Raw genomic sequence first — 21,698 nt, 5'->3', positions numbered from 1 at the left:
TTATGTACCTCCTTTCCTTGCTTCTTTTTCCAAAATGTCTAGCTTATAGCTGATTAAGCCGTACAATAGAGCTTTAAAAGGCTTTGGCGCTTCATAGAGCTCCTGAAGCTGGGATGGAGAATAATGAAGTTCATGCATCGCAAAATATAGATACACCGCTTCTTTATTCCCATCCTTGATTAGTTTTTTGCTTCTTCTTCCAGATCTTCAAGGTCGTCTTCAAAGCCGTTGATTTCAATCGCCTTGTTGAGCCAGTTGGCATATTCTCCGCCGACGGAAAGGACGCGTTTGGCCACTTCGACAGGATCAGCTGTTTTATAAGCTTCTCTTAATTCTTTTGTACGGAAATCGGGATAGATGGTGGATTCGATCGCGATTCTGGCATAGAAGCGCTGGGTGTCGAGGTCTTTGACGCGGCCTCTGCCTTTAATGTTTTTATACGTCGTATTTTCTTTTTCCAGCTCATCGATGCGCTCTGTTGTAATCGGTTTAAACACAAATGGAATGACATTGCCTTTTTTATCGACGAAGCGCTTTGAAATCGGGACTTTGATTTCTTCGGCTTCAACGGTTTGGCCAGGCATAAAAAAGGATAGATCATATACTTTTTGTTCTTGTTTTTCGCTCATAATTGTTTGTCCTCCCAAAATTCGTTTTTCGGATTCGTATTTTTCAAAAATAAAAAACACCCCCGGCTTAGCGAGAGTGCATGGTATAATATTCCTTGTACAACTGAATTAGCTCACTCAAGGGGCGGTCTGGCTCACTCCTTTAAAAAGGGGGTGAGGCCTTTTGACGACATTTGAAGCGCTGATGCTGACATTTACATTTGCCAGCTTAATCGTTGCCATGCTGTCATTCGACAAAAAGAAATAGACCAACCCTTGAGCCTCACAAACCAGGGATTGGTCTATTTCTATGAACAATCTGAGCCAGCCCGCTATGGGCTTCGTTGTACACGGCTTCAGGTGTTACCAGCACCTGAAGCCCATTTTTATTTTACGAAGAATATACCTTTTTTATAACATAGATAGAGAATATTGACAACCCGCAGCCATTAAAACGTATCCTTCAGCTTTTCAGGTACATCAAAATCTTCAAATGTGAATGGCACTTCTTCTTCAAGCGCCTCTGAATCAACGTCAAGTCCGGCGATTTTGGCGGAGTCGAAGTTGACGTCATACAGGGTGACGCGCTCTGTTCCGCGGCCTGATGATTGATCTTCAAGAACGGCCTGGAGAGTGAAGTACGGATCTTCGCCTTTTTTCACATAATTCATCATCAGCGTGACAAATTGAGAGGTGACTTTATAAAATGTTGCCGTTCCAGTACCGTTTGCACCTGTTGTTTTGTGGCCGGTCATGCGCCGTCCCATAATATTGACTTCAGCCTTATTTTTTTCTACATTCGCTTCAAATGTTTTGATATGAGCCATCTCCTGTCCATCAAGAAACAGGCGGCCTTCTTTTCCTGAAATCGTATTTTGCGCTTTTAAAGCCATATTATTTTACCTCCACATTAAAGTAGAATTTTTCTGCCGCATCAACCGGCTGAATTGCTGCATCGATTAAAAATCCGTCGCGGTCTTCGTTCAGCGCAATGGCAATGTCATTTTCTGAATCAAACCCGGAAATGCCGCCTGCTTCCTGAAGTGCCGTCATGTATTGGATAATCAAGGTTTTCACATACTGCAAGCCGTCGTCAGAAGCAGGAATGTCGCTGCCGCTTGCTTTTCGGGCTTTGATTAAAGCCTTCAATTCACGGGTCAGGTCATTGTTTACCCCGTCAAGGACGCGGATGATTTTGTTTTTGGAGAATTTTTTATTCTTTTCCGTTGTGAAGCTCGTTAAAGAGTTGATGTCTTTTTCAACGCTGACCGTTTGATCTCGGGCATCAAACGTAAATAAGAACTCGCCTTTTTTCAAGCGGTCAATCACCTGGTCTTCATCCAAACGGTTAAGGACGTCAACAGCACCTTCATATTCGACAAAAGTTAATGATTGATTAAAAGTCGCACCCGCGCTTGCTCCGGCGACCCATGCCGTCGCTTGTTCAGGGGTGATTTCTGTGCCGTCCTCCAGCACAACGCCCCCTGTTACATTAATGATGCCTTCATAATCACCGGCATAATTGGCGACGACGCCTTGGATTTTCAGCCCTTGTTTGTCGCGAAGCCGCTTGATGAAAGCCGAAAAAGTAGCTTTCAGCTGTTCATTTTCGGCTACGGGCAAAGCGATCGTCTGAAAGTATTCTGTTTCAGCTGCATCTAAAAATGCCGTGTAATCGGCGACACTCGCCGTGCCGTTTTCACCTCCGGACAGTTTTGTGCCGGCTGTCAGTTCAAGGGGGCCTTCTCCCTGAAATTCGACATAAGCATTTGGCATAAGCTCTTCAGCCGTTTTAACGGTCTGGCGGTCAGCTTCATCTGTGCCGACAAAAGTTGCCACATCATATTTTTTTGAATCGAGAACATTCTCGGAAATGCGAATGGAGATGTCGTTCCCTTTTTCACCTCCGTATTTTGCTGTTACCGTCATTGTTTCGCCAATTTGAGCTTTGGCTGTAACACCTGTATTCAAACGGTATAATAGAACCGTCTCCGCATTTTTCTTCGCTTCGCGCAACAATAGAAGAGACGGATCATCAATGTTCAGTCCCACTTTTTTGTTTAAATCCTCGATGGTTGAAATGGCTGCAAATGTTTTCGGTTCTCCCCAGCTGGTTATGACAGGAAGCGCTACCGTGCCGCGGTTTCCGAGAGAAACCCGTTCCTCTGCTGTCGTTTTGAAATTAAAATAAATACCGGCACGCTCTTTTTCTTTACCTGGTGTAAATGTTCCGCCGTTCATTAATTTATGACCTCCTTGGCTAAAAATGTTTGAATAAGCTGACTTGCCTCAGTTTTTGAAATTTGTTGTTCTTTCACATGAAAAAGAGCACCGTCGAGAACTTCCGCTTTAATGCCGAAAAGCTCTTTTGCGTGCTCTCGCAGATCTGCAATAAAAAAAAGCGCTTCATGCTCTGCCTGTGGCGCCTTTTTTGCTTCGGATTTTGTCTTTTTACCGACTGCCAATTATTTCACCCCGTTTGTAAAATCAATTGTTTCAAGAGAAGGCTGAGCTTCTCTTTTATACCAATAGCGGCTGTTCCATTGAACAATAATGGACGCCGTCCCGGCATCTCCTATCCTCGTCTCGATTCTGCTGATTCTCAAGCTTTCCCCGGTATCGGCGCCTGACTGATCAACAAGCGGAATGGCATGGCGCGCTTGTCTTACGGCGTCTGCGATCCGTTCCGCATGATCATGGGCTTTTTGTGAGTCATGATGAAACAGTTTTACATTCAAGCTGAAGACCTTCTTGAAGGTTGAGACTGTGTCATTTTCATCAAAGACAGAAGGAGGAGGAAAATAAAGCGACGGTATTTGAAAATGATCTGGAATTTCTTTTTCATAGCATACTGCGGGAAAGATTTGATAAAAGAAATTCATGACAGATCCCGTTTCATCGTTCAAATCATCACCTCCTTACAAGGAATCCAGCCATGTTTGCAGCCTTTCATCAAGACGTTTTTCAAATAAACGCTCAAATATGTAAAGCGCATGCTCCCAATAGCCTGTTCCTTTTATCCATTGCCGTTTTAATGCCATGCCCTTTGATGATCCGGGATCATATTGAAAACGTCCGCCCTGCCACCTTCCGGGAATCCACCTGACTCCTTCTTTTCCTCCCATCCAATGACCGTCATTCACAAATGAGGCATAATCCAATTCAGTGCCTATTTCGAGCGACAGGCCGCCGCTTTCCATTGTCCATATATTCCTGTCCGCTCCCCGCCGGAACGAACGCAGAAGCAGTCCCGTATCAACGGAGCCCGCCTGCATGATTTCTTGCCTGACAAGATCTAAAAAATCAAGCCCCTCCTGTTCAAGCCACTCGGCGGCTTTTTTCCGGAAGCTTCCGCGTCCGGCTTTTTCAAGTGCTCCGGACAGCTGCTTCAAACCTTTTATTTTCATAGTTTTTCATCCCTTACGGCCAAGACTTCCCAATGATGATCTTTGATGCTTTTTGGTTTTTGCAGGGTATAGCTGACACCGTTCCACACGACTAGATCATGGAGACGGACATCTGCATTTAGCGGAAAATGCACCAAATAGGAATGGTAAATGACCTGCTCCGGATCTTTTTGAATCATCGACTGGCTTCTTTCTGTAAAATAGCAGGGGACATTTGCAGCATCAGGCGTTTCCCCATATGTGCGGAGCGGCTGAAGGTCTCCGGCAGGAACGCCGTATCTCGCTTCTTGCGCCTGCTCTTCTTTTACATGGTAGATATCACAGCGGTCGCTTAACAACTTCCGGTAGCTCATATCGCACGCACCTTTAAGCGGGCAGATTCGTAATCGAGAATATATTCTTCAAGAAGCTTGTAGACATCCGGCTTCACTATTCCTCCGCCGTCAGACAGCGTATAGGAGTAGTCTCCTAGCTTTTCGGATTTGTAGCCTTTCAGCAGTGACTCATCACCGTTTTTCAAGGCATAGTATTGTGCCAGCTGCAGCAAAGCGAGCCTTGCCTTTTCCGGAAGCGGATGATGCTTTTCATCTGTGAAACGATGACCCGTCATCTGCTGGACGTCTGCTTCGGCTTCAAGAATATCCCGGCGCAGCAATTCCGGAGGACGGTTTTTCACAGCCTCGAAAACGGAATACTGAATGATTTCATCAGGTGTGATCAGCATCTTCATCCATCCTTCCTCGGGCTTTTGCCGTTTTCCGGCGCGTTTCCTTGACTTCAAAACAAGGGTTTTCTTTTATATACCGGTATATTTCCCTGGAAATGGGCTGTTCCTCTTGATATATGAACCTGCACCCTTTCACATCATAGGTTCTCCCTTTTACCAATCTTGCACTGTACATGCCTGCTACTCTTTTACATTAATCATTTTTGCGACTGCATCTTCTTCTTCAAATTTGCTGTCGAGCTTAACAGTCAGCACGATGATAAATTTGCGGGCGCGGATGTCTTTATCAACTTCGATTCTGATATTCCGCGAGAAACCGAGAATAATGTTTTTCGGATGCGTCAAGATGATGTCTGAAGCCTCACCTGCCGTTTCTCCTTCTCCATAGGTATACGGCTGAATGTTTGATACCCCTTTAACAGGTACTCCGAAAGCGGTAGACAATCCGCCTTGAACGGCTGCATCCCCAAGATTTGTTTGACGGTCTGCGACATGGTCCTTCCATTCCACTTCCTGTCCAAGCGAAGTATAGAATCTGAATTCCTGAGGAACGCGCATATATTTTGCCGGAACGGCTTTAAGCCCCCTTTTAAAAAGCTGTCTGCTGATTTCTTCTCCTCCGGCATCGACAATGTGGGAGACGGACTGCTTCCTGATGCCGTCAAGCTGGGCAAGATATGAGTCAGATGATGACACATCACCATTGACAATCAGCTCTTCAATATCGACAGCGGCCCGTTCTGCCAGCATCTGCATCAGCGTATTTTGCAGGCCGTCTTTTTCAATGTTATTTTCAAGCGTGTCGTACGTAATGTTGACTTCGGCGATGACTTCTTTCGTATTCAGTTGAACAGTGCTTGTCACCGGGACGGTTAATTGATCATCAGCCAATGCTTTTCCTTCATCAGCCGCCCTTAAAATCCGCTGGCCAAAGCCGATCTTTTCAAACTTCTGCGAATCGTTTTCCATTTGGATGACGCGGGATTCATTGAAGATCGTCGGCGTATTTTGCACCATGCGAATAAATGCGGAAGCCTGCGCCGGATTCATTAATCCTCCGCTTTTAAGCGTCGCAAGCGACATTTCTGCTTTTCGAATGATATCTTGATTTCTCATTGTTTTCCTCCTCTTGAATTAAAGCAATCCGCTCCAAATCGATTTTTTAACTTCCTCAGCTCCGCCTTTTTCATCTTCGGTCTGCTTTGAAGCGCCTCTCATCTTTTCGAGCGCTTCAATTCGTGAAATAAGGGGTTCGAGCATTTCCTGGATCACTTCTTTAAGATGAGCGTCCTGCTGTGTTTGATCGTGTTTATCGTTTGCATCTGTATTTTCTTCCAGAGCGTCAAGACGCTTAAGAAGCGGAGCCAAGACGGCTTCGATGGTTCCCTGGACTTCTGTTCGTTTCATCTCTTTTTCTTCCTCTCCCTTTTTTTGTTTGTCTCGTGCGAAAAATTGTTTCATCAGCTGAAAAAAACTGTCATTTTCCCTGTCGGCTGCTGATTGATGGTGGAGCGTTTCAGCGGTCCCCGCCATGCTGTAGCCTGTTATTTCTCCTTTTTTAATCTGCTCCCAGACTTCATCACAGGCTTTTGTGACCAAGACCCAAGAGCCTTTTACAATCGTTTCGCCGTTTACTTCAAAATCAGCCGGAGCGACATATGATTCGACAACTTCACCGACGCCGCCCTGAAAATTGTGGTCCTTGTCAATCTTGCGGGCCTCTTTCAGAAAACCGTGAGCCGCCTTTTGGATTTCCTCAGCCGTCATAAAATCGCTGTGGGCATCCATGACATTCGGTTCATAGACCACACCGTAGACGAGTTTTTTTTCATCCGCTGCTTTTGTGATCAGTTTGACTTCCTTTTGAAATGTCGGCGGCCCGCTTGATTTGGTCAAAAAGAATTTCTTTTTGTTAGCCGCTTTATCGACATAGCTGACAAAATTGATTTTTGCATTCTTAAGCTCTCTCGGCACGAAGTGTTCACCTCCTTTCAGGGCTGTTTTTCAATGACTCGATGACGGTCTTTAATTCCGGTATAAGGCTTGCGATTTCAGCCGCATCTTGAGGCTGAGACTGAGCGGCGGGCGGCCGGCTGTAAATCTCTTCAGGCCATTCATCAAGCGTTTTGCCAAGCACCCTTCCAGCCAGATCGCGCAGATCATTCGCGGAAACGGCTCCCGCCTGAATAAAAGGACCAAGCACTTTTGCGATCTCAAGCGGGTCGCGAAAGTCTGGTCCTTTTAACTGCAGCCGGGCATGATAAATCTTCAAGTCGCGCAGAAACAGCGTATTCAGCTTGCCGATCAGGATTTTCCGCTCCGGTTCAAAAACCTGTTCTTCCGTTATTTTGCGGGCGGTATCAGCCGTCGCCCTGTTGTATTCATGGGCATCTCCTGTATAGAGCGGAGGAAGCCTGAAGGACGAGCGGATTTTGTTGCGGCTTTTTTCGTCATATTCAAGAAACAGCGCATCTTCCTGCAAAATTTCAGCAAGCGATTTAATTTCCACTTTGACTGGGGTAATGTCTTGTGTGCCGTGAAGATCTTTTTCCTGAGCGATTCCTTCGGCTTCGATCAGCAAAAACTTATGGGCATTTTCAACGCCTTCCAAATCATTCATATATTCCTGCAGCTCTCTGTACGACGTCTCTGAGAGCATGCCGTTTTCTACCGTAATCACGGCCGGCACATGCCGCCCCTGTCTGAAATACATGTAATTCAGCTCTTCCGCCTTCCTCGCTCCGTAAAGATTGACGATATTCCCGATCCAGCGGGGAACGCCGTAGACACCGCTGCCAATTCTAAAATGGATCGCTTCATTCGCACTTCGTTCAGGGGGAGTCTGTCCGTCAAACTCGCCGGTGGTCATATCCATGATGCGCGGATCGCCGTACTCTTTGAAGTACACTTTCCTTCCGTCAATCATCTGGACGTATTTGCGGAATTTTTTCTGTCTTTTCACTTTTTTCACGGTTCCATTTTCCATGAAGACGAATTCGATCTCGACCGGTTCCGTCAAACCGCAGACGCGCATATTTTTCACATCAAGGTATTCAATTCCGGCCGGCTGTCCCGCGCCGTTCCTCAATACTTCCAAAAAGCCGTTTCCTGTCTTTTCCCGGTCTTCTATCATATAGCCTAATACCGTTTCCGCTGATTCATCAAAATGAAGGTGGCGGCAAAATTCTTCAAGCCTGGACCAATCGGTTTCAGCCGCTTTTTTCTTGTCGGGCGTCACATCGGCTCCGTTAAAATCAAATGCATATTCGATATCAAGCCCGAAGCCGGAAATATTCGTTTTATATGCATCAATACATTGCTGAAGAATGGAAGAATATTCGGCAATCATTTTGAGCTCTTTGATATTGTATGGAGGCGCGATAATGTCCTCACCGTAGATTTCCGTAAATTGATCTTCATATATTTGCTTGGTCACAGGCCCCTGAAGCTGGGATTTCATGACCCTTGCTCTTACTGTTTGCTGAGAGGTCATGCGTTACCTCCTCCTTTTTCTGTTTGGACGTTTTTTCAATTCCGGTTCGGCTTTCAAATCAGTGACTTCATAGTCATCAAGCGCGTACCATAAAGCAGAAAGAGTATGCGGGTCAATCGTGAACTGGTCCTCTTTCATATTTCCGTCTTTGTCCGCTGCATAGGTCAGCGGCTGCAATTCATAGATCGTATTGATGCAGCGGTCAGAACAATAGATTTTTTTGAACCGTTTGATTTTTTTCGTATATTGCAGGCGCGACCCCTGATATTTGCGGGCGCCGGCCATGTTAAAACCGTTTTGTCTGAAGTAATGAATGCTTTTCGGTTCAGCCGGGTCGGCTTTAATCAGCTCCTGTGTGTCGCGGAGTTCCTTGAGCTCTTCTGCCGTCTTGTCATCTGTCATCTTGTTCTTGTAATACTCCCAATATATATAAAGAACTTTTTTATCGGGATCGATGACCGATCGGATGACGGCATTGTAGGATTCTTCAAATCCGAAATCCATCCCGGTTCTCTTCAAGGGATTATTAATGAAAGAAATCTGCTTCATCACCTCATCATGCTCCATCACTTCAAATTGCGGCAAAACCCTTGTCCCATTTACCCCGAAACGGCCTTTCCGGGCAATCCGGTAAAGATCTGGATCGTATTCTTTCATATCCTCAAGCTGTTTGATGTAGCTTTTCGGCAGAAACAAATTGTCTTCGGCCGTAGAATGGTGGTAATACGTATCTTTAATGACGATTATCCGCTTCTCATACAGGGTCTCGTCATCCAAAATAAACCGTTTGTTCCGCTCATCCTTAAAGAAATGTCTATATGTCCAATTGGCTTGACTGACGGGGTTTGTCGTTAAGATCATATAGAGTTTAAAATCAGGATGTCTCAGCCGGCCGATCAATTCCTTGAAGCCTTCATACTTCACTTCTGAGCATTCCTCGATCCAAATCAGCGAAATATTATTGACTGATTTCAATTTAGCCGGATTGTCCATTCCTTTAAAAATGATCCGGCTCCCATTGGAGAACCGGATGTGCATCGGCGAGGAAACCGCCTGGACTGCTTTTTGAGCCCCGAGCTCCTCAATAATGGATGAAAATAATGAAAAGGTTGAGTCCCTGTGTGTTTCAAACACTTCCCGCACCACTAAGGCGGTCCGCTTTTCCTGAAGGAGCTTTAAGACGATTTTTAATGCCGTATGATAGCTTTTCGATGAGCCGTATCCGCCGACGAGAAATTGAAAGGTTTGATCCCAATTAAATACAAAATCTTCAAAATGGGGATTGACCTCCTTCATGATCAAGCCGAATCACCTTTTCGGGTGATCAACACTTCAACAGCACCGTCTTGTGCGTCTTTTTCCGTTTTTTGTCTGGCGAGCTTCAGCTTTTCTTTTTCGATTTTCCGTTTAAATGAATCCGGGAACAGGTCAAAGTATTGTGACAGCTTGTCCAGCGCCTTCATCTTGTCGGCCAGCTTGATCGCAATACCTTCTTTGCCCAGCTTTGCTTCTGTGATCACTGTGCCGTCGACAAAATCGGAATGTTTGACATCGACAAAGCTGACCTCTTTCATAATGGGTTTATTTTCTTCGTCAAAGAGCGGTCCTGACTTTCCGACCGCTTGCACTTCTTTCTTGCCGAATGTCACATAATCGGTCATATCTGCAAACGCAATTCTCACATAGACGTGAAGGACGTCCATCGCCTCTACGAAAATCTCACCTACCATATCTTTTTTGATGCGCCTGATTTCGTCCGCCACCTTATCGTTTTTAAGGAGCCGGCAGCCTGTCACATGGGCGCTTGCGGGAGAATATCCCGCTTTTACGGCGGCTTGGGTGGCATTAAAGCTTTTGACATAGTAAATGCAAAACAATCTCTGTCGTTCATTCAGCCCTTCATTATGAATGAGGCCGACAGGTTTTCCCTTACCATTTTGACTTCCGTTTACGGCTTCCTCCCAGCGGTCGCGGATTTTCCAGGCGCTGATTTTTTGATTCGAAACCCCAAGCTCACTGGCGATGGCGCGATTTGTGATATTCCCTTCATATTTTTGGTAGAGCTTGTATGCTTCATCTCTTTTTGGATCTCTAGGCCTTGGCATCGCAGGTCTCACCGCCTTTCTTTCAGCCTGTTATATTTTATAGTCCATTCGTATGATCTAAAACTCTGCCGAAACGACTGCTTTTTAGATCTTGTATATGCTCCCTGTTCACGGCTGCAAACAGCAGATGAATATTTATGTTTTTCTCTTTTCACTTATAGGTGGCAAACGTATGACAAAAGTTTGATTTTTTTAAATCAAACAATTAAGAGGCTGTTGTCATTTGCTTCGCTATTTTCATTTGCGCCCGTTTGACATTGGTCTGCACGGTTGATTTTTTGATGCCCAGCATGGCGGCAATACGCTCATAAGAAAACTGCTCCACCTTATTTAAAATGAAAATTTCCTTTTCCCTTGCCGTAAGAACGGAAAGGGCCGCTTCAATCCGCGCTTTATCAAACGCCGATACTTCCTGCGCCGGTTCAAATGCAATACCTTCTGAAAAAGTATCGATAATCCGCGGGTCTTTAATCAGCATCCGTTTATAAGAATCCCGCCTGTCAATGGCTCGTCTGATTCCAGGTTCTCTGCCGTTCTCAAGCCATTCGATGACATATTCCAAATCGGTGATCATGCTTCTGATCAGTTTTTTATCTTTCAGCTGTTCCGCTGTCAGTCCGCTTTCATCTTGATAAGGCTGATAAAGATTTTTCGTCTCTTTCAATGATCTTTTGTATTCAAAAAGTAAGTCTTCCATTTTTTGTTGACCTCCGTATTTTCGAAATCAAAAAAGGACACCAATCAGCTGCACAATGATTTGTGCATTCTGATCAGTGTCCGCAGGCTTTCCGTCTTGGACATATTGATTTTTAAGGGGGATCAGCTGAGCTTATATCCGATTTCAAAATCGAGTCTTGCCAGATCTCCTTTTCTCGTTTCAACAACGGTTTTCCCATGCTCAGGGGCTTCGGTCTGCCATGCCGTTCCGTTGATTCCGTCAAGTACGATCACCGTCACCTTTCCCTCTGTGATTCGGCTTCCGACGGTTGTATCGTGAATGGCTTTTATTTGTGTCGGGTGTTGCATCTGTGTTCCCCCTTTTCGGCTGTATCTGCTTCATGTTCTTCCGCCTTGGCGATGACTTTACTTAATATATGCTTCAATTTATATTCAACCGAAGCGGCATCATCCGGCCCCTTTCGATTCAAGTAGGCGAGCGCAAGTTTTGCTGCGATCAGCAGCTCCGGTGCTGCTGCGATGAGCTGAGCATTTTTTTCCTGTGAAAACGCGGTGTAATCAGCGACTTTTGCAATGACCCTCCCGTTTGAATACGGGAACCGCTTTTTCTCGAGTTTGCTGTATGCTGAATAAATGTATAAGTCCGAATTTGTTCTGACGACGCGCCATGGTAATGGGCTGTACGTCCCGCCTTCTTTTTCCATTCTTTTCTTCCTCACTTTCCGTCATCTTGATGCCATTTTTTAATTTGCGCTTCTCTTTTTGCCGCTGTCAGTAAAATGAGAATCAGCGCGTATAGACATTTAAGCACCCTGCTTCACCCTTGCTTTCATTTTTAAAGTCAATGCTTCAAGATCTTTGATCGTCTCTGTCAAATCACCGCTTTTACCGCGGCAGTTTGGACAGGCGCTGAAAACAACTCCGAAGCCGACATCCTGTTGAACCGATTGCCGGCCTTTGCATAGACGGCACATCAAAGCATTCCCTCCAGTCTATGATTGATGTCGAAAGAGTTCCCTTTCAGGATAACGAGAAAATCCTGGCACATTTCTACAATCCTCGTTCCGAGCGCTTCATCAATCGCGACGATTTCTTCTACATCCAGCTCGCTTGAAAGCAGAATCGGCTTGTGATTCAAATACCTGTAATTGATGACGGCATATGTTTGTTCAATCTGCCATTCCGTTGCCCGCGGCTTTCCGCCAACCGGCTTAAACAGATCATCGAGAAATAGAACCTCAATTTGCTTCATCCTGTTCAGTTTTTCCTCAAGCAAAGCAAAATCCTGTTTTAAATCATTGAATCCCTCGACAAAAGGAAAATACAGTACCGGCACAAATAGCCTCCTCATCAGATCATTGGCTGCCGCCGTAAGCAAATGGGTTTTGCCCGACCCAGGCCGCCCTAAGAGCGCAATGCTGTTTCTGCGGCATTTCTGAATGTCCGGATAAACTTGTCCATATTCAAGTGCGCATTCATAGGCGTCTTTTACAGACTGATGCTTGCCAGCGGTCTTAAAATTTTCAAAGCTCAAGTTTTTAAATGCCTCGGTGATTTCGCTCGACTTTAAAAGCTTTTGCGCTCTGCGCCGCTCCCTGCAGGCGCATGCCACCCATACTTCTATATTTCCGCGCTGTTCGATATACCCGAGCTCGTCTTTACACTTAGGACATTCATACCGTTTTTCGGCGGATTCGTCCGCTTTGTCCGCCTGTGATAAACGCCTTCTGTTTCTCAGTTCTTTCATAACCTCGTCGATTGTTCGTTTGGCCATTGTTTCCCCTCCTTGACTCTTTCCTGGTTTCCAGCTCTGCCAGACGGTCCAGCATGTATTTTTCACAGTAGCTGAAGACCTTGATCGTTTCTTGTTTGCTTCTTCGCCGGCCTTCATACTCTAGGAAGCATTGTTCAAGCCATTTGATTGTTTGCGAAAGTGACACTCCGCGGGCGACAATCCGGGCGATGGCTTGATAGTCCCTTGGCGAAGGATGGACAAGCCTGTCTTCCTGCAGAGACCTGAGTGCTGCAAAACGTTCTGCTATCGCCTCAATTTGATTATTTTTTGTTTTGATCTGTGTAATATCTTTATTAGCCTGGACAAGTTTGTCCTTACAATCAGATGCATTTGTCCGTTCTTTGACCTGTGAACGGACATATCCGGGCTTTGATTGATTGACGAATTTTTTCGAATGTCTGACAGACAGAACGAAGCCGTAAGGGGCTCTCGCCACAGCAATGTAGCCATTCCGCTCAAGCTGGGAGAGCCATCTCCTGACTGTTTTTTCATTCACGCCAAACACGTCCGCGAGTTCTGATGCTTTCAGAGGCTTATGTCCGAGGACGATCCCCCATGTCAGGCCATCCCGTTCTACTTCTTTCGTCGTTGAGCTAATACACCATAAAAACAGCCAGAGAGCACTGCCGATTTTTTCAAAATGGCCGGAAGTTAACAAACCTGAATAAATCGAGAACGGATAGCTGTTTTCAGACTGGGTGGGACTGGATGTGTTCATCATTCAACTCCCCCTCCTCCCTTTTTGCGGCAAGCGTTCAGCTTCACGTATCGTTCATATTGATCTTTGTTTTCAAATCGAAATACAGGCAATCCGTCTTTTGTAAAAGAGATGGAACCGCCCGCTTTGCCAAGCCTCCATTGATCGAACCGGTCATTGCTGTATGAAATATCAACCGTCTCCATGCTGTGTTCCCCTTCCTGTCCTGGTGATCCTGATGCTTTTCGCATCGTTTTTCGCTCTACTGCCTCCTTTGGATAGCCGTATGCCCGGATTTGTGTAATGATCGGATGTTCGAGGTTCATGATCTGCCTTCTTTCGTATGGATTTAATTAGATACATTTTGTATCAAAAATGACCTGAAAAAGATCGGGAAAAAGCTCGCGGTCTGGAACGGAATAGAGCGTTTCAAACTTCAGCATCGTTTCTCTGCCCGGATTTCGCGCTCCCTTTTCGATTTTGCGAACATACACCTCAGAAATCCCCAATCGTTCGGAAACCTGCTTTTGGGTCCATCCCTTCCTTGACCGCTCTTCAATTAAACGTTTTCGCAAATGCCCCACTCCTCCGCTTATGATACAATTGGTATCTGTATGACTATGATTATAAATGATACATTTCTTATCATCAACACTTTTTTGATACTTTTTTTATCATTTGTTTATTTCGATACATTTTGTATCTATAATAGATATTATAATGCCGAATGAGGAAGAGAGGTCATTCTATGTTGGGAGGCAGACTAAAAAGCCTGAGAGGAAAACGAACACAGGAAGATGTAGCAAAACAGATCGGCGTATCAAGAGCGCGCTATTCCCACTATGAAAACGGAAGAAGCGAGCCGGACTATGAAACCTTAAAAAAACTGGCTGATTATTATAAAGTGACAATAGACTATTTACTGACAGGTGCTGAAAAGGAAAAATCTCTTCAAGACATGCTTGATGATCCTGATCTTCAAATTGCCTATCGGGACATGCGGGAATTCTCCCCTGAAAGCAGACAGCAGGCGATTGAATTTATTCAATACTTAAAAGAAAAAGAGAAGAAGCGGAAACCCGGAGATTAAAAAACGGATAAAAAAGGAATTTTTCATTAAACATTCCCTGATGAGCGCCGATTTAATAATTAAGATGATGTAAAAAAGGGAAAGATTTGCTAAAGGTGCTGCTCATCGTATATATTATATATCAGTAGCCCCTTTGCCGGGCTTTTCTTTCCGCTAAAAACGGAACATTTGTTCGAAAGGGTGTCTCTATTGGAATTTTATTTATCTCACCTAGAAGAATACGTAAAAAATATGTATCTAAAGTTCGGTTTCACTGAGCCGCATCAAATCGATATGACTCGTATAGCGGCGAGTTTAAATATTTGGATTCATTATGAACATGTGAACAGCATGATGATCAAGCATGACGGCATGTACAGCATCATTCTCAACAGCAGCCTGTCAAGAAAAAAGCAATGGGAAGACTTCGCACACGAACTCTGCCATGTATTAAAGCACGCGGGAAATCAACTGAACATGAATCAAATGTTTAGGGAGCTTCAGGAATTTCAAGCCAATCAATTTATGTATCATTTTTGCGTACCGACTTTCATGCTTTTAAAATTGGATTTTCCCCAGCTGCGCTGTCATGCCGTAAAAATGATTGCTGATCTTTTTCATGTGACAGACGAGTTTGCCTCCAAACGAATCGAATTGTTTGAAAAGCGACAGATCGGAATGGAGTTCCATAAAGCATGGACGGACAGCCTCCAAATTGCAGCCGAAGACAGGGCTTTTGACTGCCATGATGAAGATGAACTCAGAGGCTATAAAAGAAAGTCACGACGCCCTTACTCCATTGCCAAAAGCGCTCAACAGCTTTTTGCCGCTGAAAGACAAGCAACATATTTGCTGAAAAAGTGACAGAAAAAACAGCCGGCTTAAAATGCCGGCTGCGCTCATCCATACGCTTTTTTCGCCCCTTCCCTGACTGCTTTCAGATAACGGTAAAACACCTCATTTTTGGAGTTTTCTCTTCCCTTTAAACCGAAACGGCCAAACATCGCCTTTCTTTGTGCTGTGCTGATTTCAAATTGTACGCTTAAACCCGTTTTGCACCGATTGTTGATGCTTGCCGGATTCGTTCCTGAAAGACAAGCGCCGGCCGACAGCAGCACCGCAGAAAAACCCTGCTTTCTAAGCGCCTCGGCAAAAACCTGGGCGCGCTTTCGGTCAGTGCCGCCGATCAGCGTCTGGCAAAGAGAGCGCTCCTCATAACCGTGAAAAGCCAATATGTATTGATGTCTCCCGGCCATTTGCATGGCAAGCGGATCATCAAAATGAGCACTTGTCACGTGAAGCCATTTATTGCCTGAGCTTTTCAGCCCCTCGAGCAGATAAACGGAACAATCCTCAGTTAAAGCCCGTACAATTTCGCTGATGCCAGGCTCAATTCCTCCTCCATGCGGAGCCATTACAAGGAGACCGCTCTCTAATTCCCGTGAAAACACCGTATAATCGATTCCTTCGGTTTCATGATCAACCAGCTCTGTAAAACTTGCATATCGATCAGTTAAAACGCGCTTCATGGCTTATTTTCTCTCTCCTGACTTCCTGTTTTTTTAGTAGTTTACCGGGAGTCTTAACAATTGTAAATTACAATTGGATCTTTTTTTGATATGATCAAATGTATACTGCACGATTAGGAATGAATGCTGAATGATGAAAAAAACACTTGGAAACATGATCGCAGTTACCTTAATCTTTCTTTTAATCCTCTTTGTCTTCGCACTCTTATTTGGCTCTTATTATTTCGGCGCTGCCGGCTTTTTCGCGATTTTCGGCGTGACATATGAATCACCGGCTTCACTGCTTTGGTATATCCTCTTAAGCTTTGTACTCGGTGTGGCCTTTGAGATTCCCGAAAAATTTCTCAGTTTGCTGATCAGACAAAAAGCCGTCACTTTTACAATCGAATGCTTCTTTACTTGGCTTTCGATTCACCTTGCAGATGAAATGATGGACAGCATTACCATCCCTCTGGATGTCGAAATCATCGCCTGCTTGTTTTTATTCGTGATCCAGCTGGCTTTTGAGGACAATAAAGAAAGGGGAAGAACGGAAGAATAAGCCAAGAGCGGAGGGAAATGTTAGGAAATGACTTACTTGGTTTTAATGGCAGGATTATTTCTGTTGATTTACTTAAAAGAACCATTCAATAAAAAGATATACTGCTATATATGGCTGTCTTTTTATTTAATGGTTTTGGCCCTTTATATTATCAATACTGCATTTGTACATTTGATATCAAACAACCTGCTTTTCATCTTGGCAGTGATTGCCGTAATGCCGCTGTTCATCAGCTGCCTGAAATCTTCAAATGAATTTTATTAAAGAGTTCAATACAAAAGGAGATGGGCAAAATGACTGAACAAGAAAAAGACATAAATGAATATCGAAAACATAGAAAACTGGAGGAACGATCCCATTCTTTTTTTGGAATGTGCACGATTTCCGAGTCTGCCTTGGTGTGTCTGAAATGGGACGGCAGCCTGATCATGAAAATAGTCCTTTGACACTATTTCTAAAAAAGGCCTTTAAAAAGGGCCTTTTTTTTCGTTACAATACTTTATGTTGACCGATCAGTATAAAAATAAAAGGGATGATATGATGACAGATAAAACAAGGAGCCGCGATAAAATCCTGCACACAGCTTCCCGGCTCTTCCGAAAACAAGGCTATCATGCTACAGGGCTGAAGCAAATCACGGACGAAAGCGGCGCGCCAAGAGGATCTATCTATTATTACTTTCCCAGCGGGAAAGAAGAGCTGGCTGCCGAAGCCATCAAATTAACCGGCGAACGGATCAAAACATACATCTCCTCAGCCCTCAGCCGGGATTCAGATCCTGTAAAGGCCTTTCAAACGTACATTCAGATGATGGCTGATGGGATTGAAGAATACATGATGGAAGAAAACGATGATATTCCGATTGTATCTGTCGCTGCAGAAACATGGTCTTTGAGTGAAGTGCTGCGAAAAACTTGTGATCAGGTGTATAGAGATTGGCAGCGTGTGTATCAGGAAAAGCTGATTCAATCTGGTTTTCCAAAAGAAAAAGCGGACAGTTTGAGCATCGCGATCCAGGCTATGATTGAAGGCGCATATGTACTCTCGGTTACGAAAAAAAACGGACGGCCGCTAAGCGCGGCTGCCGAACAAATTCCATATTTGCTAAAACCATAATCAAGGGTGGGAAATAAAATGGAACACACAAAAAAAGGCTCCATTATGATTATCGCAATCTTAATCGTCGGCAATTTCCTTGCTTTGATTAATGAAACGGTCATGAATGTGGCATTGCCGAAGATCATCGACGATTTCAGTATATCCGCTAATACAGCCCAGTGGCTGTCGACCGGATATATGCTCATGATTGGCATCGCTGTGCCGATTACCGCATTTTTAATGCAGCGTTTTACGACAAGACAGCTGTTTCTTTGTGCAATGTCTTTATTTACAGCAGGAACACTTTTGGCAGGAACAGCCCCTGTTTTCCCTCTCGTTCTCGCCGGCCGGATCATCCAGGGTTCCGGTACAGGCCTTATTTTGCCTTTGGTGATGAATGTCATTTTGACATTGGTTCCCCCTCAAAAGCGCGGAACGATAACAGGGATGCTGACCCTTGTCATTTTATTTGCCCCTGCGATCGGGCCGGTGATTTCAGGGTTTATTGTCGAGCACTATTCATGGCGCGTCGTCTTTTTTATGATGCTGCCAGTTGCGCTCTTCATCATCTTTTATGCAACTTTCAGATTAAAAAATGTCACCGAACTGACCAATCCGAAAATTGATATCTTGTCCATCATATTATCTACCATTGGATTTGGAGGAATTGTTTTTGGCTTCAGCAACGCCGGAGAAGAAGCAGGCTGGAGCAGCCCGAAAGTCATGATCGGACTGGCGGCCGGCATCATTGGATTAATGTTGTTTGTCCGCCGCCAGCTGAAAATGAAAGAGCCGATGCTTGATATGAGGCCTTTCCGATCAAAAGTGTTTTCTGCAGCAGTCGTCTTAATGTGGATCGTGATGATGCTGCAATTTTCGATGATGCTGATTTTGCCGCTGTACTTTCAAATGGCGCTCCAGCTATCACCTTTAGATACAGGCTTTCTAATGCTTCCGGGCGGTTTAGTATTGGCCATGACGTCTCTTGTAGCAGGGCGCCTTTTTGATAAGTTAGGTTTTAAACCGCTGTTGATGACCGGTTTAATCATTGTGATAGCCGTGCTGTGGCTGTTTACGAACATTTCAAGCGATACCTCAATGGCAGCAGGGATGATGCTTTATGCCGGGTTCACACTCGGCGTCGGGCTGACGATGGCTCCGATCATGACACTCGGCTTAAACCAAGTGCCTAAGCCTTTATATCCGCACGGATCGGCGATTATGAATACGGTCAACCAAGTATCGGGCGCAATCGGCCCCGCTTTATATACAACGATCCTGACAACCGTTTCAAACCGTTTCATTGAGCTTTCCTCTTTAACAAACAAACAGGAACTGCAAATGCAAGGAATGACGGCGGGCGTTCATACGGTTTATTTCGTCGCCATCGGGTTTGCGGCTGTCGCGCTGATTCTTTCATTCCTTTTAAAAGTAAAGAATGAAGCCATTCAGAATAGCTAAAAATTAACAACCTAGCTTGAAGCTAGGTTGTTTTTTTATCGAATAAACACGAGGGCAATTCCAAAACCTCTGTGAACGTCATACTCGGAGGTTATTTTCATGACTTGCCAGCACTGACCCGGCTGATCAGTTTTAGTAGCAATACCGCCGTCAGCTTCAATAAAATCACCAGCCTTCACTTTTTCATCACATTTTACATACACCTGTCCGACGAGCCCGACCACGTTCCATTCTTCACGGTCTTTTCTTGATTTATATTCTTGTTCAGGACGGTAATCCGGATGTTCTTTAGGAACCATAGCAATTTCACCATCAGAACCTTTTTGCAATTCATAAACATATCCGCCAAACTCATTTTTGACGTAGCGGCCTGACCAATGAAAGCTTGCTTCCCCAAGGATGACGCCAGCGGTTTCTGATATGACGCCGAGCAGATGATCGCCTTTTTCAGCAGGTCTGATCTTATCTCCCTCAAGTGCGACAAGCGTTCCAGTCGGAATCTTTTCACCAGTGATACTTTCGAAATATTCTCCGTAATCGGTAAAGGTTTGTGAACCTGTTATGCTTCCTGATGCTTTAATTGTGCCGTTTCTAGCATGCAATTCAATCTTTCTGTTCGCTGTAGAAGGGGAATTACCGGAAGCCCAGCCCATTGCTACAGAATCAGAGTTTGGATTTATCGTATTGTACGAGGAAAGGACTGTCGATTGTGCGGCCCCTTCAGCTCTTCCTCGTACTGAACTTGCCACAACATTATTATTGCCTGTTGCATGCGATTCTCTTGAACCGATAACCCCGCTGCCTTTATGTTTGAATAAAAAGTATGGGGTCACTACACCTCCAATTTTAAAATCGGTCTCATAACCGGAAAAATCGCAATTCGAAACGTTTAAATCCGGATCTGATGAATAAATCCCTATTGTACCTGCATTATTTTTAGGAGAACGCTGGCCCCAAACATTAGAAACAACCGATTCATACATACCCTTTCCAAAAGCTACGCCATATTGGCCGGAATCAATCAGGGTGACGCCATCAATCATGACTTTGCCGACGGAATTATCCCCTCCGACAATGTACAAGTCATTTATTGCTGTTTTAAACCCTCTGATCGTGATATTTTTCAAACTGATTAAACGACCTTTATAAAAAACGCTGATAACCGGGTTATCTCTATAATTAATAGTGCTGTCATCACAAATAGCATGGAAGTTTACAACACTGACTCCATCATAACCTGAAATCTGCAATGCATTTGGACCCGCCCCTTTATAAAGATCATTAGGCTTTGGATTATATGCAATACAGTTCACAAGCTGAACATCATGAGCCGAAACAGACTGAGGTTCACTTGCTTTATGATGTCCGATATGCCGAATAGCATATCCGATGGCATTTTCAGAGGCGCGGCAGTTAACCAGTTGAATACGTTTGGCTGCTGGTGCATATTCATGTGCTTTTATTTCGAAACCGCGGACTCCGCCGACAGCAATGCAGTGATCGATCATTACATCTTGAGAACCATCATCAATCTCAAAACAGTTTGTATTTGAGGATCCGTCATTCAAACCCATCGGATGATAAGAAAGACAGTGACTGAAAGTTGTATGCCGGCCAAAGTGGCATGTGAAATTATCATCTCCGGCACCTGTTGCTTCACAATGTGAAAATGTCACAAAACTGCATCCGTTCGGCTGGTAATATGTCGGATCATCATGCTCACCATGTCTGTTGTAATTCGGGCTTGTTGAATCAAAGCCGTGAAGTCCGCCATTCTTAGCAAAAACATGCTCTACAAAAGAGTAATGCACGTTGGCAAAAAGCAAACAGCTTGAGGTCGGACCTTTTGGAATTTTCCATCCCGCCGGTCTGGTATCCTTGTTCCAATCAAGCGTTAAATGGCCGACATAAATATTTTCGTTGCCATTTGTCCAATCACTATTGGTCAACACCGAATTTTCGACCGGTATGCTGTCCAGCAGTTTTATGATCGTCTTTTTCTTCCCTGAGCCGACCAACATCGTATCCGATGGGACATGCAAGCCGGAGGTTCGAAATACTCCTCTCGGTACCACTACTTTGTAGCCACCGTCTGCCATGGCGTCATGAAAAGCCTGGGTATCATCAGTCACTCCGTCTCCTTTTGCCCCAAAATCCATTACATTTCGTTCAGTCAGGCTGTCAAATTTGGTTTCATAGATTTTAAGCCGCTCATTTAAGCTTTCATATGTTGAGCTTCCATCATCAAGTGCAGAGCCGATTTTACGATCGATCAACTCAAAATTTTCATAAATCGCTTTGTCGATTTCAAGGTTTTTAGGTTTGTGAAGTCCTAAAAAAGATGTGTTGTTTGCCAACTGTCCCGCCTCCATTTATTTGTTTAACACCTTTCAGAAGGAAAAGCGTTTTCATCAATAGTTGGCAAACGTATGACATTCAACCTAAAGCAAGTCTGTTTCCGTTTTTACAATAAATATAAAAAAGAAGACG

General features: G+C 44.5%; 33 protein-coding genes. 8 read left to right on the top strand and 25 right to left on the bottom strand.

What is annotated here, in order from left to right; translation table 11 throughout:
- Both RBH91_RS07275 and RBH91_RS07270 read right to left on the bottom strand, forming a co-directional pair.
- Positions 1 to 138, bottom strand: a complete 138-nt coding sequence (locus RBH91_RS07275) for a hypothetical protein (protein ID WP_094777344.1) — start codon at positions 136 to 138, stop codon at positions 1 to 3.
- A gap of 41 nt (positions 139 to 179) precedes the next feature.
- The gene (locus RBH91_RS07270; RefSeq protein ID WP_307893976.1) at positions 180 to 629 is read right to left on the bottom strand and encodes a phage tail assembly chaperone; all 450 of its coding nucleotides are present in this window, start codon (positions 627 to 629) and stop codon (positions 180 to 182) included.
- A 163-nt stretch (positions 630 to 792) separates the two neighbouring features.
- Here RBH91_RS07270 and RBH91_RS22650 point away from each other — a divergent pair, with 163 nt between their 5' ends.
- Positions 793 to 876, top strand: a complete 84-nt coding sequence (locus tag RBH91_RS22650; protein ID WP_404802500.1) for a putative holin-like toxin — start codon at positions 793 to 795, stop codon at positions 874 to 876.
- A 181-nt stretch (positions 877 to 1,057) separates the two neighbouring features.
- Here the strand turns inward: RBH91_RS22650 and RBH91_RS07265 are convergent, their stop codons facing one another.
- The 21 genes from RBH91_RS07265 to RBH91_RS07170 form a co-directional block, all read right to left on the bottom strand.
- On the bottom strand, positions 1,058 to 1,501 hold the full coding sequence (locus RBH91_RS07265; protein ID WP_076762275.1) for a phage tail tube protein: 444 nt from the start codon (positions 1,499 to 1,501) through the stop codon (positions 1,058 to 1,060).
- A gap of 1 nt (position 1,502) precedes the next feature.
- Positions 1,503 to 2,849 carry a phage tail sheath family protein gene (locus RBH91_RS07260; RefSeq protein ID WP_307893975.1) on the bottom strand — a complete coding sequence of 449 codons (1,347 nt, stop codon included), beginning with the start codon at positions 2,847 to 2,849 and terminating at the stop codon, positions 1,503 to 1,505.
- Positions 2,849 to 3,073 carry a YqzN/YkzM domain-containing protein gene (locus RBH91_RS07255; protein WP_307893974.1) on the bottom strand — a complete coding sequence of 75 codons (225 nt, stop codon included), beginning with the start codon at positions 3,071 to 3,073 and terminating at the stop codon, positions 2,849 to 2,851. Before RBH91_RS07255 ends, RBH91_RS07260 begins: the two co-directional genes overlap by 1 nt.
- Entirely contained in the window at positions 3,074 to 3,514 is a 441-nt protein-coding gene (locus RBH91_RS07250) for a phage portal protein (RefSeq protein WP_307893973.1), read from the bottom strand.
- Positions 3,515 to 3,526: 12 nt separating this feature from the next.
- Positions 3,527 to 4,015, bottom strand: coding sequence for an HK97 gp10 family phage protein (locus tag RBH91_RS07245; RefSeq protein WP_076762271.1), 489 nt, complete (start codon positions 4,013 to 4,015; stop codon positions 3,527 to 3,529).
- Positions 4,012 to 4,368: a YqbH/XkdH family protein gene (locus RBH91_RS07240; protein ID WP_076762270.1), complete on the bottom strand. Its 357-nt coding sequence runs from the start codon at positions 4,366 to 4,368 to the stop codon at positions 4,012 to 4,014. The genes RBH91_RS07245 and RBH91_RS07240 overlap by 4 nt, the downstream gene beginning before the upstream one ends.
- On the bottom strand, positions 4,365 to 4,739 hold the full coding sequence (gene yqbG, locus RBH91_RS07235; protein ID WP_307894692.1) for a protein YqbG: 375 nt from the start codon (positions 4,737 to 4,739) through the stop codon (positions 4,365 to 4,367). Before yqbG ends, RBH91_RS07240 begins: the two co-directional genes overlap by 4 nt.
- Entirely contained in the window at positions 4,723 to 4,917 is a 195-nt protein-coding gene (locus RBH91_RS22645) for a YqbF domain-containing protein (protein WP_404802483.1), read from the bottom strand. Before RBH91_RS22645 ends, yqbG begins: the two co-directional genes overlap by 17 nt.
- 5 nt (positions 4,918 to 4,922) lie before the next feature.
- Positions 4,923 to 5,858, bottom strand: coding sequence for a phage major capsid protein (locus tag RBH91_RS07230; RefSeq protein WP_307893971.1), 936 nt, complete (start codon positions 5,856 to 5,858; stop codon positions 4,923 to 4,925).
- 18 nt (positions 5,859 to 5,876) lie between these two features.
- Entirely contained in the window at positions 5,877 to 6,716 is an 840-nt protein-coding gene (locus tag RBH91_RS07225) for an XkdF-like putative serine protease domain-containing protein (RefSeq protein WP_307893970.1), read from the bottom strand.
- Positions 6,717 to 6,723: 7 nt separating this feature from the next.
- Positions 6,724 to 8,235, bottom strand: coding sequence for a phage portal protein (locus tag RBH91_RS07220; RefSeq protein ID WP_307893969.1), 1,512 nt, complete (start codon positions 8,233 to 8,235; stop codon positions 6,724 to 6,726).
- Between the two features lie 3 nt (positions 8,236 to 8,238).
- A complete protein-coding gene (locus RBH91_RS07215) occupies positions 8,239 to 9,537 on the bottom strand; it encodes a PBSX family phage terminase large subunit (RefSeq protein ID WP_307893968.1) in 1,299 nt (432 codons plus the stop codon).
- Positions 9,534 to 10,340: a terminase small subunit gene (locus RBH91_RS07210; protein ID WP_307893967.1), complete on the bottom strand. Its 807-nt coding sequence runs from the start codon at positions 10,338 to 10,340 to the stop codon at positions 9,534 to 9,536. Before RBH91_RS07210 ends, RBH91_RS07215 begins: the two co-directional genes overlap by 4 nt.
- 205 nt (positions 10,341 to 10,545) lie before the next feature.
- Entirely contained in the window at positions 10,546 to 11,037 is a 492-nt protein-coding gene (locus tag RBH91_RS07205) for a sigma-70 family RNA polymerase sigma factor (protein ID WP_307893966.1), read from the bottom strand.
- A gap of 122 nt (positions 11,038 to 11,159) precedes the next feature.
- Positions 11,160 to 11,366 (bottom strand): XtrA/YqaO family protein, encoded by a 207-nt coding sequence (locus RBH91_RS07200; RefSeq protein WP_076762261.1) that lies wholly within the window; start codon positions 11,364 to 11,366, stop codon positions 11,160 to 11,162.
- Complete coding sequence (locus RBH91_RS07195) at positions 11,345 to 11,722, bottom strand: XkdD/Y8K6 family phage-associated protein (RefSeq protein WP_307893965.1); 378 nt, start codon at positions 11,720 to 11,722, stop codon at positions 11,345 to 11,347. The genes RBH91_RS07200 and RBH91_RS07195 overlap by 22 nt, the downstream gene beginning before the upstream one ends.
- Before the next feature lie 99 nt (positions 11,723 to 11,821).
- Positions 11,822 to 11,995 carry a hypothetical protein gene (locus tag RBH91_RS07190; RefSeq protein ID WP_307894840.1) on the bottom strand — a complete coding sequence of 58 codons (174 nt, stop codon included), beginning with the start codon at positions 11,993 to 11,995 and terminating at the stop codon, positions 11,822 to 11,824.
- Complete coding sequence (locus RBH91_RS07185; RefSeq protein WP_307893964.1) at positions 11,992 to 12,792, bottom strand: ATP-binding protein; 801 nt, start codon at positions 12,790 to 12,792, stop codon at positions 11,992 to 11,994. Before RBH91_RS07185 ends, RBH91_RS07190 begins: the two co-directional genes overlap by 4 nt.
- Positions 12,692 to 13,534, bottom strand: a complete 843-nt coding sequence (locus RBH91_RS07180) for a winged helix-turn-helix domain-containing protein (protein WP_307893963.1) — start codon at positions 13,532 to 13,534, stop codon at positions 12,692 to 12,694. Before RBH91_RS07180 ends, RBH91_RS07185 begins: the two co-directional genes overlap by 101 nt.
- Positions 13,531 to 13,836, bottom strand: coding sequence for a hypothetical protein (locus tag RBH91_RS07175; RefSeq protein WP_307893962.1), 306 nt, complete (start codon positions 13,834 to 13,836; stop codon positions 13,531 to 13,533). Before RBH91_RS07175 ends, RBH91_RS07180 begins: the two co-directional genes overlap by 4 nt.
- A gap of 27 nt (positions 13,837 to 13,863) precedes the next feature.
- Entirely contained in the window at positions 13,864 to 14,085 is a 222-nt protein-coding gene (locus RBH91_RS07170; protein WP_076762258.1) for a helix-turn-helix transcriptional regulator, read from the bottom strand.
- Positions 14,086 to 14,258: 173 nt separating this feature from the next.
- On the opposite strand from RBH91_RS07170, the gene xre reads away from it, so the two are divergent.
- Together xre and RBH91_RS07160 are read left to right on the top strand one after the other, a co-directional pair.
- Positions 14,259 to 14,600, top strand: coding sequence for an HTH-type transcriptional regulator Xre (gene xre, locus RBH91_RS07165; RefSeq protein ID WP_076762257.1), 342 nt, complete (start codon positions 14,259 to 14,261; stop codon positions 14,598 to 14,600).
- A gap of 231 nt (positions 14,601 to 14,831) precedes the next feature.
- Positions 14,832 to 15,443, top strand: coding sequence for an ImmA/IrrE family metallo-endopeptidase (locus RBH91_RS07160; protein ID WP_404802499.1), 612 nt, complete (start codon positions 14,832 to 14,834; stop codon positions 15,441 to 15,443).
- Between the two features lie 35 nt (positions 15,444 to 15,478).
- On the opposite strand, the gene RBH91_RS07155 is transcribed toward RBH91_RS07160, so the two are convergent.
- Positions 15,479 to 16,108 carry a poly-gamma-glutamate hydrolase family protein gene (locus tag RBH91_RS07155; RefSeq protein ID WP_307893960.1) on the bottom strand — a complete coding sequence of 210 codons (630 nt, stop codon included), beginning with the start codon at positions 16,106 to 16,108 and terminating at the stop codon, positions 15,479 to 15,481.
- 130 nt (positions 16,109 to 16,238) lie between these two features.
- Between RBH91_RS07155 and RBH91_RS07150 the strand changes: the two genes are divergently transcribed.
- The 5 genes from RBH91_RS07150 (at position 16,239) to RBH91_RS07130 (ending at position 19,208) form a co-directional block, all read left to right on the top strand.
- Positions 16,239 to 16,649 (top strand): regulatory YrvL family protein, encoded by a 411-nt coding sequence (locus RBH91_RS07150; RefSeq protein ID WP_076762255.1) that lies wholly within the window; start codon positions 16,239 to 16,241, stop codon positions 16,647 to 16,649.
- 27 nt (positions 16,650 to 16,676) lie between these two features.
- Positions 16,677 to 16,913: a hypothetical protein gene (locus RBH91_RS07145; RefSeq protein WP_307893959.1), complete on the top strand. Its 237-nt coding sequence runs from the start codon at positions 16,677 to 16,679 to the stop codon at positions 16,911 to 16,913.
- A gap of 29 nt (positions 16,914 to 16,942) precedes the next feature.
- Positions 16,943 to 17,095, top strand: coding sequence for a hypothetical protein (locus tag RBH91_RS07140; protein WP_307893958.1), 153 nt, complete (start codon positions 16,943 to 16,945; stop codon positions 17,093 to 17,095).
- 94 nt (positions 17,096 to 17,189) lie between these two features.
- Positions 17,190 to 17,765 (top strand): TetR/AcrR family transcriptional regulator, encoded by a 576-nt coding sequence (locus tag RBH91_RS07135; protein WP_307893957.1) that lies wholly within the window; start codon positions 17,190 to 17,192, stop codon positions 17,763 to 17,765.
- 18 nt (positions 17,766 to 17,783) lie between these two features.
- Positions 17,784 to 19,208 carry an MDR family MFS transporter gene (locus RBH91_RS07130; protein WP_307893956.1) on the top strand — a complete coding sequence of 475 codons (1,425 nt, stop codon included), beginning with the start codon at positions 17,784 to 17,786 and terminating at the stop codon, positions 19,206 to 19,208.
- Between the two features lie 35 nt (positions 19,209 to 19,243).
- Here RBH91_RS07130 and RBH91_RS07125 read toward each other — a convergent pair whose 3' ends face one another.
- Positions 19,244 to 21,565 carry a peptidase G2 autoproteolytic cleavage domain-containing protein gene (locus tag RBH91_RS07125; protein WP_307893955.1) on the bottom strand — a complete coding sequence of 774 codons (2,322 nt, stop codon included), beginning with the start codon at positions 21,563 to 21,565 and terminating at the stop codon, positions 19,244 to 19,246.
- Between the last annotated feature and the right edge of the window lie 133 nt (positions 21,566 to 21,698).

It is taken from the genome of Bacillus swezeyi (assembly GCF_030908325.1).
Lineage (GTDB): Bacteria > Bacillota > Bacilli > Bacillales > Bacillaceae > Bacillus > Bacillus swezeyi.
Note: the sequence above shows the minus strand (reverse complement) of the source record. Positions and strands in the feature narration are given on the sequence as shown.